Source organism: Microbacterium phoenicis, assembly GCF_047302325.1.
Classification (GTDB): domain Bacteria; phylum Actinomycetota; class Actinomycetes; order Actinomycetales; family Microbacteriaceae; genus Microbacterium.
Map to the genome: position 1 here is coordinate 1,182,912 of NZ_CP154849.1, position 13,659 is coordinate 1,196,570.

The following is a 13,659-nucleotide window of genomic DNA, read 5'->3' on the forward strand; positions in this document are numbered from 1 at the left end:
ACCCGGCGGATTCGCCGCTTCTTCGTCACGCCCGCACGCGGGCTCTCGGAAAGGACACCCATGACCAAGCTTCGGCTGGCCATCGTCGGCGCAGGACCCGCCGGCATCTACGCGGCGGACATCCTCCTCAAGGCTGAGCGCAAGTTCGACGTCTCGATCGACCTGTTCGACCACCTGCCCGCCCCTTACGGACTCGTCCGCTACGGCGTCGCCCCCGACCACCCGCGTATCAAGGGCATCATCAACGCGCTTCGCGACGTCCTCGATCGCGGCGACATCCGCATCTTCGGCAATGTCCGCTTCGGCACCGACATCACCCTCGCCGACCTCAAGAAGCACTACAACGCGGTCATCTTCGCGACCGGTGCGATCAAAGACGCCGACCTCGACATCCCGGGCATCGACGCGGAAGGCTCGTACGGTGCCGCAGACTTCGTGAGCTGGTACGACGGCCACCCCGACTTCCCGCGCGAATGGCCGCTCGATGCGGCATCCGTCGCGGTCCTCGGCAACGGCAACGTCGCACTCGACGTCGCGCGCGTGCTCGCCAAGCACGCCGACGACCTGCTGCCCACCGAGATCCCGGCGAACGTGTACGAGGGACTCAAGGGCTCGCCCGTCACGGACGTGCACGTCTTCGGCCGCCGCGGCCCGGCACAGGTGAAGTTCACGCCGCTCGAGCTTCGCGAGCTCGGCGAGCTGAACGACGTCGACATGGTCGTCTACGACGAGGACTTCGATTACGACGAGGCCTCGAAGGCCGCAATCGCGTCGAACAAGCAGGTCATGGTGATCGACCGCGTGCTGCAGTCGTGGCGCCAGCGGCCGAGCGTCAACGACGCCGGCGGCGAGGCGAGCCGACGGCTGCACCTGCACTTCTGGGCGCGGCCGGTCGAGATCACCAAGGATGCCGACGGTCGCGTCGCGTCGATCGTCACCGAGCGCACCCGACCCGACGGCTCCGGCGGGGTCGAGGGAACCGGCGAGATGCGCGAGATCCCCGTCGGCCAGGTCTACCGCGCCGTCGGCTACTTCGGCTCGCCGCTGCCGGACGTGCCGTTCGACAAGCGCCACGGCGTGATCCCGAACCATGAGGGTCAGGTCGTGAAGAAGGGCTCGAACGAGCGCGTCCCCGGTGTCTACGCGACCGGGTGGATCAAGCGCGGACCCGTCGGCCTCATCGGCCACACCAAGTCCGACGCGATGGAGACCATCCGCCACCTGATCAACGACCAGGCATCGTGGTGGACTCCCGAGGATGCGTCCGACGAAGCGATCATCTCGCTGCTCGCCGAGCGTCAGGTCGCCTGGACCGACCTCGACGGGTGGCACCGGCTCGACGAGCACGAGGTCGCTCTCGGCGCTCCGTACGAGCGTGAGCGCATCAAGGTCGTCGATCGCGACGAGATGGTGCGGGTCTCGCGCGGCGAGTGATCGCATCATGACCGGCGGCTGGGAGCGGGACGTCCTGGGACGTCCGTTCGAGCGGCTCACGCTGCCCCTGGGCAGCGATTCGGAGGGCGAGGTCGTCGCGACGCTCGTCCGGCTCGATCCGCCGAAGCTCGCAGGTCTCACCGGGCCGCTGCGCGACGTCGACGTCCTCTACCTGCACGGCTGGTCGGACTACTTCTTCCAGGTCGAGCTCGCGCGCTTCTGGGCCTCCCTCGGCGCGCGGTTCCACGCCCTCGACCTCCGCAAGTACGGTCGCAGTCTCCGGCCGGGGAACACGCCCGGCTTCGTCACCTCGCTCGACGTGTACGACGCCGACATCGCCGCGGCGCTGGGCGCCATGGGGCATCCGCTCGACCGTCCCAGGTCGCGTCGCCGCCTCGTGATGATGGGGCACTCGACCGGAGGTCTCACCGCCACGCTGTGGGCGTCCCGTCATCACGGCCGGCTCGATGCGCTCGTCCTCAACAGCCCGTGGCTCGAACTGCAGCTCGGCACACTGGGGCGGCAGGCGCTGTCGCCGCTCGTCCAGATGCGCGCGAGAGTCGACCCGATGGGTGCGCACCCGGTCGTCGACCTCGGTTTCTACACCCGGGCGCAGACCGAGGTCGGGGCTCTCCCGGTGCGCGGGTACCGACGCGAGTGGCGGCCCGAGCGCGGGTTCCCCACGCATCCCGGGTGGTTGGCGGCGATCGTCGAAGGCCACCGGCGGGTGTCGGCGGGAGTGGATGTCGGGTGCCCGACGATCGTGCTCCTCTCGACGACGTCGACGAACCCCTTCGCATGGAACGCGGAGATGACCGGCAGCGACTCCGTGCTCGTCGTCGACGACATCGCCCGCGCCGCGACGCGGATCGGGCGGGAGGTGACGCTCGCACGGATCGAGGGCGGCATCCACGACATCTTCCTGTCCCGCCCCACCCCGCGCGAGCAGGCCTACCTGGCGCTCGAACGGTGGCTCATGCGGGGTGTGCTCGGCCGCTCGCGCGGTTCGAGGCGAGCCCGAGCGTCAGGCTGACCGCTGCTCCCAGCAGCATGACGCCCGCCATCGGCACCGCCGTCTCCTCTCCCCACAACCCCACGATCGGGGTCACGAGCGCACCGACCGCGAACTGGCAGGCGCCCATGAGCGCTGCTCCGGCCCCGCGGTTGCTCGCCGTCGCGCGGGCGAGGCCCAGCGCGTTCGCGTTTCCGAAGGTCAGCCCCGCGCCGCCCATCGTCGTGAACGCGCAGGCGAGGAAGAGCGGGACGGACAGGATGCCGGTGGCCGCCGAGACCGTCATGACCACCCCTGAGGCGACGCCGAGCGAGGCGCCGACCACCAGCATCCGCTCCGGCCCGATCCGCGGCGCGTACGTCGCGTTGATCAGGTTCGCGACCAGCAGTGCGGCGCCGCCGCCGGCGAAACCGAGACCGTAGAGCAGGGGCGGCATCCCCAGGATGATCTGCCCGACGAAGGGGGATGCCGCGACGTAGGCGAACAGGCCCGCGAAGCCGGAGACGTAGGCGCCCGTGTACCCCAGGTAGACCCGGTCCCTCATGAAATGGGCGAATGAGGCGCGCATGGTCCGCAGGCCGCCGGTGTGCCGGAGTTCGCGGGGGAGAGACTCCGGGACGACGAGCCAGGCGAGGACGAGCATGAGGACGGCGATGACGGCGAGAGCCGTGAGTACGCCCCGCCACCCCGAGAACGAGGCGACGAGGCCGCCGATCGGGGGAGCGATGAGGGGGCCGAGTCCGCCGACGGTCGCGATGAGGCTGAGCGCGCGCACCGCGGTGCGCCCCGTGCTGAGATCGACCGCGATGGCCCGCGCGACCACGACGCCAGCCGCACCCGACAGTCCCTGCAACAGGCGCAGGCCGATGAACACCTCGATGTTCGGGGATGCGATCAGGGCGACGCTCGTCAGGGTGAAGGCCGCCGTAGCGAGGAGGAGAACGCGGCGGCGCCCCCACATGTCCGAGAGCGGGCCGAGCAGCAGCTGCCCGACGCCCAGCCCGAGGAGGAACGCGGTGAGGGTCAGTTGGACCGTGGCGGGCGCGGCCTCGAGCTGGTCGGCGATCTGGGGGAGCGACGCGAGGTACATGTCGATCGCGAACGGCCCGACGGCCGAGAGGAACCCGAGGACGACGACGAGCCGGCGGGTGAGGTGCGGCGCGGTCATGCCCGGGGGCGCAGCAGCGCGCCGAGCGTGCGGAGCGTGGACTCGAGTCCGACGCCGGGGTCGAGGAGCCACTGGATCTGCAGACCGTCGGATGCCGCGATGAGGAGCGCCGCCAGGTGCTCGGCCGGCACGTCGTCGCGCACGAGGCCCTCCTGCTGCTGCAGTCGAAGGCTCTCGGTGATCGATCTGCGAAGGCCCTCGAATCGCAGGGTGAAGAAGTCTCGGCCGACGCCGTCCTCGGTCTCGAGCGACGCGGCGAGGAGGGTGGAGTAGAGCGTCACGAGCCCCGGTATACCGACGTTCCTCCGGGCGGCGTGGATCATCGTGTCGATACCGGGCCGGAGTTCGGGCGGATCGTCGTGGGACTGCTCGGCGTGCGCGTAGACCGCGACCAGGAGCTGCTCGCGGGAGTCGAAGTAATGGAGCAGCGCCGCGTGGGACACGCCGATGGCCTCCGCGATCTTGCGGAGCGACGTGCCGCTGGCGCCGCGCTCGCGGAACACCTCGATGGCACGGTCGAGGATCTCCTGACGCCTGGCGACGCCCTTCGGCCGCGATCCGCGGCGGCCGATTACATCGTCCTCGTCCTGGCTCATGGGGACAGAGTAGGACGGCGGAACGAAAACCTCCACTTGGAGGTTAATTCTGATATCGTCGTGGCCACGCCGCCTCGCGGCATCCGACAACGACGTTACGAAGGAAGGCCCATGGCTCTGCCGCTCGCCTCAGTCCAGCTCTACACGCTCGCCAAAGAGTTCAGCGAGGACATGTCCGGATCGCTCGACAAGCTGGCCGCTCTCGGCCTGCGCAACGTCGAGGCGTTCGACTTCGTCCGCCGCCCCGACGAGATCCGCGCGGCCCTCGACGCCAGCGGCCTCGCCTCTCCCACGGGTCACGCGCCGCTGCTGTCGGACGAGCTGTGGACGCCGGACGGCTCGATCCCCACTCCCGCTCCCGAGGTCGTCTTCGAGGCTGCCGCGAAGATCGGCATGACCACGGTCATCGACCCGTTCGTCCCCGCCGAGCGCTGGTTCACCGAAGAGGGCGTCGCCGACATCGCCGAGCGCCTCAACCGTCTCGTCGAGACCGCGGCCGGCTTCGGCATGTCCGTCGGCTACCACAACCACGCGCAGGAGTTCGTGAAGTCCTTCGACGGACAGACCGCCTACGAGCGCTTCCTGGAGCTGACCGACGACCGCGTCCAGATCGAGCTCGACCTGTTCTGGGCCCTGACCGGTGGCCAGGACGTGCCGGCCCTCGTCGAGAGGTTGGGCGACCGCCTCGTCGCCGTGCACGTGAAGGACGGCATCGCCCCGGCATCCAACCCCTGGGCACCCGGCGCCGACGAGTTCGGTTCTGACTCGCTCGAGCAGCTGCGTGCCGGCACCGGTGACGTTCCGCTCGCCGCATCGCTGCACGCCGGGACGAACATCCAGTACGCCGTCATCGAGTACGACAAGGCTCCCGGTGACGTGTTCGAGGACATCGCCGCGTCGTACGCCTTCCTGAAGGACGGCGGGTTCATCGCATGACCGGCCCCGTCGGAGTCGGCATCGTCGGTGCCGGTGTCATCAGCCAGACCTACCTCGAGAACCTGACGTCGTTCCCCGACGTGAAGGTCGTCGCGATCGGCGACATCATCCCCGAGCGCGCCAAGGCCAAGGCAGAGGAGCACGGCGTCCCCTCGTGGGGCACGCTCGAGGACGTCCTCGCCAACCCCGACGTCGAACTCGTTGTGAACCTCACGATCCCCGAGTCGCACATCGCTGTCTCGTCGCAGGCGGTCGCCGCCGGCAAGCACGTGTGGACCGAGAAGCCGCTGGGCCTCGACCGCGAGGGCGCTCGTCAGCTGCTGAAGGATGCCGACGCCGCCGGCGTCCGCGTCGGCTCGGCACCCGACACGATCCTCGGCCCGGGCTTCCAGTCCGCGAAGCGCGCCATCGCCGAGGGGGTGATCGGCACGCCCCTCTTCGTGCAGACCGCGTTCCAGACGCAGGGGCCAGACCTCTGGCATCCGGAGCCCGCGTTCCTGTTCGCGAAGGGTGCCGGACCCCTCCTCGACATGGGGCCGTACTACTTCTCGGCTCTCGTCAGCCTGCTGGGGCCCATCGCCGGTGTCGCGGCGCGCGGATCGCGCTTCCGCACGGAGCGTCACATCCACACCGGTCCCCGCGCCGGTGAGACCTTCCCCGTCGAGGTCCCCTCGTCGGTGCAGGTGCTCTCGACGTTCGAGGGCGGCCAGCACGGCACGCACCTGCTGAGCTTCGACTCGGCGCTCGAGCGTCACGGTGTCGTCGAGATCCACGGCACCGAGGGCTCGATCGTGCTGCCCGACCCCAACCGCTTCGACGGTCCGACCCGCTACGTGAAGCCGCTGGGCGTCTTCCGCGACGGGATGAAGACCGAGCAGGAGTGGATCGACGTCGAGCAGCAGGGTACGGTCGTGGGCCGTGGGCTCGGTGTCCTCGACATGGTCCGCGCGATCGCGGAGAACCGCACGCACGTCGCCACCGGTGAGCTCGGCTTCCACGTCCTCGACGTGCTGCTGTCGGCTCAGGACTCGGCGGAGACCGGCCAGTACCTCGAGATCGACAGCACCGTCGCGCCGGTGCCCGCGGTTCCGGTCGACTTCGACCCCTTCGCCAGCACGCTCTGATCGGCTGACACGAGCGACGGCCCGGATCCCTGGCGGGGTCCGGGCCGTCGCTCGTAAGGTCAGTTCGGCTGGTTCGCGCGCACCCGGAACCACAGGCTCAACTCGCGTGCGGCGCGCAACGTGGCCGACGGATCACCGTGCGATTCGAGGTCGTCGAAGGTGTCGCGGAAGCCCTCGGGCGCGTCTCCCTCGGAGGTGACGATGGGTTCATAGCCCATCGTCCACTCGGCGAAATTGCGATCCTCGGTGAACTCGTCGATCAGCACGCGTAGGTGGTCGTGACGCGGGTCGCGCTCGATCTTCCCCATCGTCTCGCGGACCGCCTGCTCGGGGCCCTCGAGGATCTGGATGAAGCGGCCGTTGCGGTACAGCAGCATGCCCGTGATGTCCCGCTGCGCGTTCGCGGACCGGCACTGCTGGAGCAGTTCGCCGAGCGCGTCGTCGGTGAACGGCTCGGTCGCGGTGCTCGAGTACACGACGGAGAAGACGGTGTCGTCGGCGGCGGTCATCGGTTCTCCTGGATCGTGAGGATGCCGTTCGCGCCCGGCGCGGGCGTCGGAGCCGACGAGAGCGTGCGCATCGCGGAGACGAGGTCGGCGAACGTGCCGATCACCGTCGAACGCATGTCGAACGCGTCGTAGTGACCGTCCCGGCGTCGCTCGATGTACCCGAGGAAGTTGCCGTCGCGACTGCCGACGTGGAAGCCGTCTTCGACGCGCGCCCAGACCGTGCCGGGGGATGGGGGGTGCTCAGACACGGGAACCTCACTTACTCGTGGTGCAGGGTAGCCACGGTAGGTGAGGGCTCCGACGGCCGCGCGGGCTTGACAACCCGGCGGCCGCGTATCAGCGCGTCACCGGTAGTTGATGAACTGCAGGTCGACGTCGAGGTCGGCGGCCTTCAGCATCCGCTGGACTTCCTGCAGGTCGTCCCGGGACTTCGACTGCACGCGCAGCTCGTCGCCCTGGATCTGCGCCTTGACCGACTTGGGCCCCTCGTCGCGGATCAGCTTGGTGATCTTCTTCGCGTCCTCGGAGGAGATGCCCTCCTTGAGAGTGGACACGAGTCGGAACTCCTTGCCCGAGGGCTGCGGGTCCTCGGACTCGAGGCTCTTCAGCGAGATGCCGCGCTTGATCAGCTTCGACTGGAAGACATCGAGCACGGCCTTCGCCCGCTCGTCGCTGTTCGCCTTGATGAGGATCGACTCGCCGCTCCACTCGATCGAGGCGCCGGTGCCCTTGAAGTCGTAGCGCTGCTCGACCTCCTTGCGCGCCTGGTTGAGGGCGTTGTCCGCCTCCTGACGATCCACCTTGCTGACCACGTCGAACGAAGAGTCTGATGCCATGCGTTCGAGGGTACCGCTGTACCGACCGGATGCCGCGGGTCCCGGCATCCGCATCGTTGCGCGCCCGTGATGCGCGGCCGCTAGCGTCGAGGCATGGATCGTCGGGGGAAGATCATGGTCGGAATCGCCGTGGGGGCTGTGGTGGGGTTGCTGGCGCTCGCGGCGCCGGCCGTCATCGGCATGATCCCGACCGACGAGGTGGTCGCGGAAGCACCGTCCCCGTCGGCCACGCCGATACGGATCGCGTCCCCGACGCCGACGCCGAACCCGACGCCGGAGCCGACGCAGCCCGCACCGGTCGAGACCACTCCGGCGCCGCCCGAGAGCAAATGCCTCGGCGTTCCGCCGGGCAAGGATCGGGGGTCGATCTCGCCCGGTGCGACGGGGGCCGTCGAGCGCTCGAATGCGGAGGGACTCGCGACGGTCTACCGCGTCGTGTCCAACGATTCGTACTGGGCGATCGTCGAGCGGTTCTGCCTCGACAGCGGCGACTTCGACGCCGCGAACGCGTTCGACGGGGCGGGCGAGATCTACGAGGGTGACTATCTCGCCATCCTCTCCGAGGGCACCGCGACGGCCGCCGCGCTCAACGAGGCGAACAAGGGCGGGTATCGCACCCACCAGGACTGCGACGGGATCGCCCGCATCGAATTGTCGACGCCCGACTCCGCTGGTCGCATCGCGGTGACAATGAGGGGGACGGTCGTAGACACCGGCACGGGCGAATACGCCGAGGGGCCGGTCGAGAACAACGACGGCACGCCCACCTTCTACACGGTGCAGCCGGGCGATACGTACCGCGGGATCGGCGACCGGTTCTGCGTCGACGCGATCACCGTGCAGCAGTTCAACCAGGCCGGCGGCCCGGAGCATGTCCTCCAGCCCGGAGACCGCGTGCAGCTGCGCCCGACGAGCCGGTCGATCGAATCTCAGGGCTGATCACCGCGCGCCGACCATGACCGCAGGCTCGGCGCCCCTACTCTGACCACGTGAGCACGCCCGCACCCCCTCAGCTCGCGCAGCGTGCCTGGGGCATCGCCGCCGTCGTCATCGTGGTCCTGTCGGTCCTGCCGACGTTCCTCGTCCTCCTTCTGGTTGCGACGGTCGACGAGCAGTACGGCTGGCTCCTCATCGTCACCTTCGCCTTGCTCGTCGCGGGTGGGTCGGCCGCGATGCTCGCCGGCATCGTCGGTCTCGTCTTCGCCGGCATCCGCCGGAGTGGGTTCGTCTGGCCGGCGATCGGAACGATCCTGGGGATCGGACTCGTCGGCGCTGCGTCGATCATCCTCGCAATCGGAAGCTGACGACGGAGCCGCGGCATCCCCTCCTTCGTAGACTGGACTGATGCGGCCGCTGACAGAGGACCAGTTGCGCGACGTGCTCGTCAACGCGACGAAGGACGAACGCACCCGTCTCGAACTGCCCCACGACTTCCCGATCCTCGAATGGGATCACCTCGACTTCCTCGCCTGGCGCGACCCCACGACGCGCAGCCGCGGCTACGTCGTCGCCGAGATCGGCGGCGAGCCCACGGGCATCGTCCTGCGGGCCGCGAACGGCGCCGCCCACGCCCGATCGGCGATGTGCAACATCTGCCACACGATGCAGCCCGGCAACCAGGTGACGATGTTCACCGCGCGACGGGCGGGGGATGCCGGTGACCGCGGCGACAGCGTCGGGACCTACGTGTGCGCCGATCTGACCTGCCACGACAACGTGCGGATCGCCGCGCCGCTGGCGCCGAGCGAGATCCGCGCCAGCGTCGATCGGCGGATCGACGGCACCCGACACCGCCTCGAATCCTTCGTCGAGCGCGTCGCCGCGGCCGCCTGACGCCTCGGTTTTCGTCACGCCCTCGGGGAGGGTAGTATCGGTGATCGCGCCTCCGGTCGACTGCGAAAGCCGGGCGGGTGCGCACCTGGCGAGTTACCCAAGCGGCCAAAGGGATCTGACTGTAAATCAGACTGCATTGCATTCGGGGGTTCGAATCCCTCACTCGCCACCACACGAAGAGCCGCGGAGCATTCCGCGGCTCTTTCTCATTCCCCCGGTGGCCCCGGCAAGCCCTGTGGAGATCGCGTTGCCGCACCGCGCGGTCTGACAGGATGGGGGCGAGGGCGGGGGGAGGCCTCCGCCGAAGGGATGTCGAGGATGAGCGAACCGATCACCGCCCCCAGTTCGAGCAAGATCTTCAGAGCCGCGATCTGGGTCGCCATCGGCGCGCTCATCGCAGCTGCGATCGTGTGTGTCGTGTGGGTCATCGTCGGCGACTCCGCCGGCATCGTCGGACGGGCGTTCCTCACGATCCTGCTGCTGGCCGCTTTCGCCGGGCTGTCGATCCTCGAGGCATCCCTCGCCAGCCGTCGACCGGCGTGGTTCGCTCTCGCGAGCATCGTGTCGTGGGTCGTCGCGCTCATCATCGGAGCGTTCCTGATCTGGATGCCGGATGCGGGCGACAACTACGGTGTCGGCGTCGAGCGCTTCTTCAAGTACATCGTCATCCTGCTGGTCCTGCAGGGGGCCCTCCTCCACATCCGGCTCTACGTGAAGTCGTTCACGCGTCACCAGACGACGTTCACCAGCATCGTGGCCTACGTCACGATGGGCCTCGTCGTCATCCTCGCGTTCATGCTCGTGATCCCGCTGATGCTGGGCGAGTTCGTCGACTTCCGCGACATCTACTGGCGTGTGCTCGTCTCCGTCGCGATCCTCGCTGCCGTCGGCACGGCTCTCGTTCCCCTCGTGAACGCCCTCTTCGCGCCGAAGAAGGAGCGTCCCCAGGCGGTCGGTTATGCGGCGCAGGGCTACGGCGCACCCGCCTATGCGCCGCAGACGGCGTACGCCCCGCACGATGCCGCGCCAGCAGCGCCGGTCCAGGCGTGGCCGACGTACGCGGACGGTCGCACCCCGCTCCCGGTGATGCCCGACGGCAGCCCCGATTGGAACGCGTACTACACAGGTCAGCCGACCTACGCCCAGCAGCCCTACGGCGCGGGCGCCGAGGTGCCGCCCGCGCCGATCCCCGGCGAGCCGGCGCAGCCCGCACCGCCGGCGCAGCCTGCACCGCCGGCGCAGCCTGCACCGCCGGCCCAGCCCGATCAGCCGGTTCCTCCCATGCCGCCGGCTCCGGGGACGCCCGACGTTCCGCCGCCGCCGCGCTACTGAATCCTGTTCCTCGAACCGCCCGGGACGCCTCGCCCTCCGCGAGGGCGTCGCGGGCGGTTCATCGTTCCGCGGGCGACGGCCCCCGGGCGGCGTACCGTGGAGGGATGGATCCCGCCGCGCTCGCCGACCTCGCCCTCGACATCGCTCGCGAAGCGGGTGAGCTCGCCCGCACGCGCCGTGAAGAAGGTGTCGCGATCGCCGCGACCAAGTCGGCGCTCGCCGACATCGTGACGGAGGCGGACCGCGAGGTCGAGGCGCTCATCCGTGCCCGTCTCGCGACCGAGAGGCCCGATGACGGGTTCCTCGGCGAGGAGTCCGGCGCCGAGCGGGGGACCTCCGATATCACGTGGGTCGTGGATCCCATCGACGGCACCGTGAACTACGCCTACGGGATGCCGCACTACGCCGTCAGCATCGCGGCGGTCTCGGGAGAGCCCACGCCGTCGACCTGGACCGCGCTCGCCGGGGTCGTGCACAACCCCGCCATCGACGAGACCTTCCACGCGATCCGAGGCGAGGGCGCATGGCGAGGAGAGCACCGGTTGACGGTGTCGAGCGTCGGTGAAGCCGGCGGGCTCGTCGCCACGGGCTTCGGATACGACCCGAAGCACCATGCGGAGGACCTCGCGAGGGTCGCCGCCGTCATGCCGCTCCTGCGCGACCTGCGCCGCGCAGGCGCCGCATCCCTCGACCTGGCGTACGTCGCAGCCGGCCGGCTGGACGGGTACTTCGAGCGGGGACTGCACCCGTGGGACCACGCCGCGGGTGCGCTGCTGGTCACCGAGGCCGGCGGACGGGTCACCGGGGCGCCCGGCGGCGCTCCCGGGCGGGAGATGACCATCGCTGCGGGCCCCGAGCTCTTCGAACGGTTGGCGGCGACGATCGGTGTGTGAACCGGCATCCCATTCCCAGCCTCCGTCGTGTAGCGTGTTTATCTGATCGTTACCTTCGCTGCCCGAGCGGAGAAGATCGACCCCTGAAGCCCGCGGCCCCGGCCGCTCGACACGAGAGCCCGCACGTTTGACTTTCGATGCCTCCTCTACCGACGCGCCCGCAGCGCGTCGTAGCCGGCGACCCGCTGTGTCCGGCCCCGCGCCGTTGACGCGTGCGGAGTACCGTCGGCAGGCTGACGGAGCTGTCGTCTCGAACGACGTCCCCGCCATCGCTCAGACGGTGGAGGCGCCCGCTCTGCGCCGGCGGCGCGCGCGCGAGGCGTCTGCAGCCGTCGAAGCGGTCACCGCGGTCGCTGCCGAGCCGGTTGCGGAGGCACCCGTCGTGGCGTTCGTCGCGCCCGAGCCGGAGGCCGCCCAGGCGGCACCGGCGTCGATCGCGGAGACCGTGATCGCCGAGGCCGCCGCGGCCACTCTGCCGCGGCGTCGCCGGTCACGGCCGGCCGCTCCCGCCGTCCCGGTCCCTGAGGTCCCCGTTCACGAATTCCTCGACGAGACCATCGTCCTCCCGGCCGCGGACTCCGTTCACTCCTCCGCGCACGACGCGGCGCCCAGCATCGACGAGTTCGAGCTCGCCGCGAAGGTCTTCTCCTTCACGGGCGAGACACCGATCCAGGTCGCCCGTGCGGCAGCCGAGGCTGACGAGCAGGCGCAGCCCACGACAACTCGGGTGCGCATGGCGGATCAGCCCGCTCGCCCCCGTCGTGGCCGGATCATGTTCAAGCGGGTCGCCGCGGCATCCTTCTCCGTCAGCGTCGTCGGGGTCGTCGGACTGCTCGCCATCGGCATCACGACTCCCGTCGCCGCCGTCGGCACGTTCGGCCAGGAAGTGCGGGGCGACATGACGCTCGCCAGCGACGCGACAGACGTCGACGCCCCTGAGATCCAGGCGTACGTCGCCGGCTCCGCCACGGCGGCGAAGGATCTCGCCCGTTCCGACGAATACGACATCGAATCCATGGCCGACGTCGCCGCCGAGTCCGGTGTCACCGCGTTCGCCGGCACCTGGGTGAACGACGCCACGGCCGCCGTGCAGTGGCCCTTCCCCGTGGGCGTGCCGATCTCGGCGCAGTTCGGCTCGACGTCCTACCTCTCGAAGTTCTCGCGTGCTCACCACGGCACGGATTTCACCCCCGGCCGGGGAGCGGAGATCCACGCGGTGGCTGCGGGAACCGTCCGCATCGCTACCGAGGCCGGCGGCGACTACGGAGTGACGGTCGTCATCGACCACATCATCGACGGTCAGCTGGTCTCGACCCGCTACGGGCACATGGAGTACGGCTCGCTGCGCGTCTCGCCCGGAGAGACCGTCGAGGCCGGTCAGGTCATCGGCCAGGTCGGCAGCACGGGCAAGTCCACGGGCCCCCACCTGCACCTCGAGGTGCTGCTCGGCGGGACGACGCGCATCGATCCGCTGCCGTGGCTGAAGGAGCACACGCAAGGCTGACCCGGTTACAGACGGGTGCCGCGACTCTGGTATCCTCTTCTAGTTGCCCGCTTGCGGGCAGCACGCCCCGATAGCTCAGTGGCAGAGCACTTCCATGGTAAGGAAGGGGTCGTCAGTTCAATCCTGACTCGGGGCTCGCAGCATCCTTCAGATGCGCCACGGCGGGGTAGCTCAGCTGGTCAGAGCGCACGACTCATAATCGTGAGGTCGCGGGTTCAAGCCCCGCTCCCGCTACGCAAAACCCCCGGCTCCACCCGGGGGTTTTGTCATGTCCGTAGCCTGATACCCACCTCGCGGCCATGAAACTGGTCAGTCATCTGCTCCTGGCGAGCGTCCATAGAGTGGGACGACTGTCTGGTCGCTGCGGCCGACAATTTGTCCGTGGAGCGAGCGTTCCTCGTACGGTGGAGGGCATCGACGGCGCGACATCGTCATGGTGTACGTTTCGATCACCGACCCGGTTCCGTTGCCCTACCCGCCGC

15 protein-coding genes and 3 tRNA genes are annotated in these 13,659 nt (G+C 69.5%); 13 read left to right on the forward strand and 5 right to left on the reverse strand.

Going from position 1 to position 13,659, the window contains the following annotated elements:
• Window positions 1–60 precede the first annotated feature (60 nt).
• Together ABCU91_RS05780 and ABCU91_RS05785 are read left to right on the forward strand one after the other, a co-directional pair.
• The gene (locus ABCU91_RS05780; protein WP_413355136.1) at window positions 61–1,434 is read left to right on the forward strand and encodes an FAD-dependent oxidoreductase; all 1,374 of its coding nucleotides are present in this window, start codon (window positions 61–63) and stop codon (window positions 1,432–1,434) included.
• Between the two features lie 7 nt (window positions 1,435–1,441).
• A complete protein-coding gene (locus tag ABCU91_RS05785; protein WP_413355137.1) occupies window positions 1,442–2,467 on the forward strand; it encodes an alpha/beta hydrolase in 1,026 nt (341 codons plus the stop codon).
• Here the strand turns inward: ABCU91_RS05785 and ABCU91_RS05790 are convergent.
• Window positions 2,409–3,614 (reverse strand): multidrug effflux MFS transporter, encoded by a 1,206-nt coding sequence (locus ABCU91_RS05790; RefSeq protein WP_307467982.1) that lies wholly within the window; start codon window positions 3,612–3,614, stop codon window positions 2,409–2,411. The two genes, ABCU91_RS05785 and ABCU91_RS05790, sit on opposite strands and share 59 nt — an antisense overlap.
• Window positions 3,611–4,210 (reverse strand): TetR/AcrR family transcriptional regulator, encoded by a 600-nt coding sequence (locus tag ABCU91_RS05795; RefSeq protein ID WP_307467983.1) that lies wholly within the window; start codon window positions 4,208–4,210, stop codon window positions 3,611–3,613. Before ABCU91_RS05795 ends, ABCU91_RS05790 begins: the two co-directional genes overlap by 4 nt.
• Window positions 4,211–4,321: 111 nt before the next feature.
• On the opposite strand from ABCU91_RS05795, the gene ABCU91_RS05800 reads away from it, so the two are divergent.
• The gene (locus tag ABCU91_RS05800; RefSeq protein ID WP_091351804.1) at window positions 4,322–5,146 is read left to right on the forward strand and encodes a sugar phosphate isomerase/epimerase family protein; all 825 of its coding nucleotides are present in this window, start codon (window positions 4,322–4,324) and stop codon (window positions 5,144–5,146) included.
• Window positions 5,143–6,270 (forward strand): Gfo/Idh/MocA family protein, encoded by a 1,128-nt coding sequence (locus ABCU91_RS05805; RefSeq protein WP_133398538.1) that lies wholly within the window; start codon window positions 5,143–5,145, stop codon window positions 6,268–6,270. Before ABCU91_RS05800 ends, ABCU91_RS05805 begins: the two co-directional genes overlap by 4 nt.
• Before the next feature lie 59 nt (window positions 6,271–6,329).
• On the opposite strand, the gene ABCU91_RS05810 is transcribed toward ABCU91_RS05805, so the two are convergent.
• From ABCU91_RS05810 to ABCU91_RS05820, 3 genes are all read right to left on the reverse strand, one after another.
• Entirely contained in the window at window positions 6,330–6,779 is a 450-nt protein-coding gene (locus ABCU91_RS05810; RefSeq protein ID WP_413355138.1) for a BLUF domain-containing protein, read from the reverse strand.
• Entirely contained in the window at window positions 6,776–7,027 is a 252-nt protein-coding gene (locus tag ABCU91_RS05815; protein WP_413355139.1) for a hypothetical protein, read from the reverse strand. The genes ABCU91_RS05810 and ABCU91_RS05815 overlap by 4 nt, the downstream gene beginning before the upstream one ends.
• A 96-nt stretch (window positions 7,028–7,123) precedes the next feature.
• The gene (locus ABCU91_RS05820; RefSeq protein ID WP_028497481.1) at window positions 7,124–7,615 is read right to left on the reverse strand and encodes a YajQ family cyclic di-GMP-binding protein; all 492 of its coding nucleotides are present in this window, start codon (window positions 7,613–7,615) and stop codon (window positions 7,124–7,126) included.
• A gap of 93 nt (window positions 7,616–7,708) precedes the next feature.
• On the opposite strand from ABCU91_RS05820, the gene ABCU91_RS05825 reads away from it, so the two are divergent.
• From ABCU91_RS05825 to ABCU91_RS05865, 9 genes are all read left to right on the forward strand, one after another.
• Window positions 7,709–8,554, forward strand: coding sequence for a LysM peptidoglycan-binding domain-containing protein (locus ABCU91_RS05825; protein ID WP_413355140.1), 846 nt, complete (start codon window positions 7,709–7,711; stop codon window positions 8,552–8,554).
• 50 nt (window positions 8,555–8,604) lie between these two features.
• The gene (locus ABCU91_RS05830) at window positions 8,605–8,919 is read left to right on the forward strand and encodes a hypothetical protein (RefSeq protein ID WP_413355141.1); all 315 of its coding nucleotides are present in this window, start codon (window positions 8,605–8,607) and stop codon (window positions 8,917–8,919) included.
• A 40-nt stretch (window positions 8,920–8,959) separates the two neighbouring features.
• Complete coding sequence (locus ABCU91_RS05835; RefSeq protein WP_091351810.1) at window positions 8,960–9,448, forward strand: FBP domain-containing protein; 489 nt, start codon at window positions 8,960–8,962, stop codon at window positions 9,446–9,448.
• A gap of 87 nt (window positions 9,449–9,535) precedes the next feature.
• A tRNA-Tyr gene (locus tag ABCU91_RS05840) sits at window positions 9,536–9,620 on the forward strand.
• 146 nt (window positions 9,621–9,766) lie between these two features.
• Window positions 9,767–10,780: a hypothetical protein gene (locus ABCU91_RS05845; protein ID WP_413355142.1), complete on the forward strand. Its 1,014-nt coding sequence runs from the start codon at window positions 9,767–9,769 to the stop codon at window positions 10,778–10,780.
• 104 nt (window positions 10,781–10,884) lie between these two features.
• A complete protein-coding gene (locus tag ABCU91_RS05850) occupies window positions 10,885–11,673 on the forward strand; it encodes an inositol monophosphatase family protein (RefSeq protein ID WP_413355143.1) in 789 nt (262 codons plus the stop codon).
• Between the two features lie 187 nt (window positions 11,674–11,860).
• Entirely contained in the window at window positions 11,861–13,177 is a 1,317-nt protein-coding gene (locus tag ABCU91_RS05855) for a M23 family metallopeptidase (protein ID WP_413355144.1), read from the forward strand.
• Between the two features lie 64 nt (window positions 13,178–13,241).
• A tRNA-Thr gene (locus tag ABCU91_RS05860) sits at window positions 13,242–13,313 on the forward strand.
• A gap of 24 nt (window positions 13,314–13,337) precedes the next feature.
• Window positions 13,338–13,411 (forward strand) — tRNA-Met (locus ABCU91_RS05865).
• Window positions 13,412–13,659 lie beyond the last annotated feature (248 nt).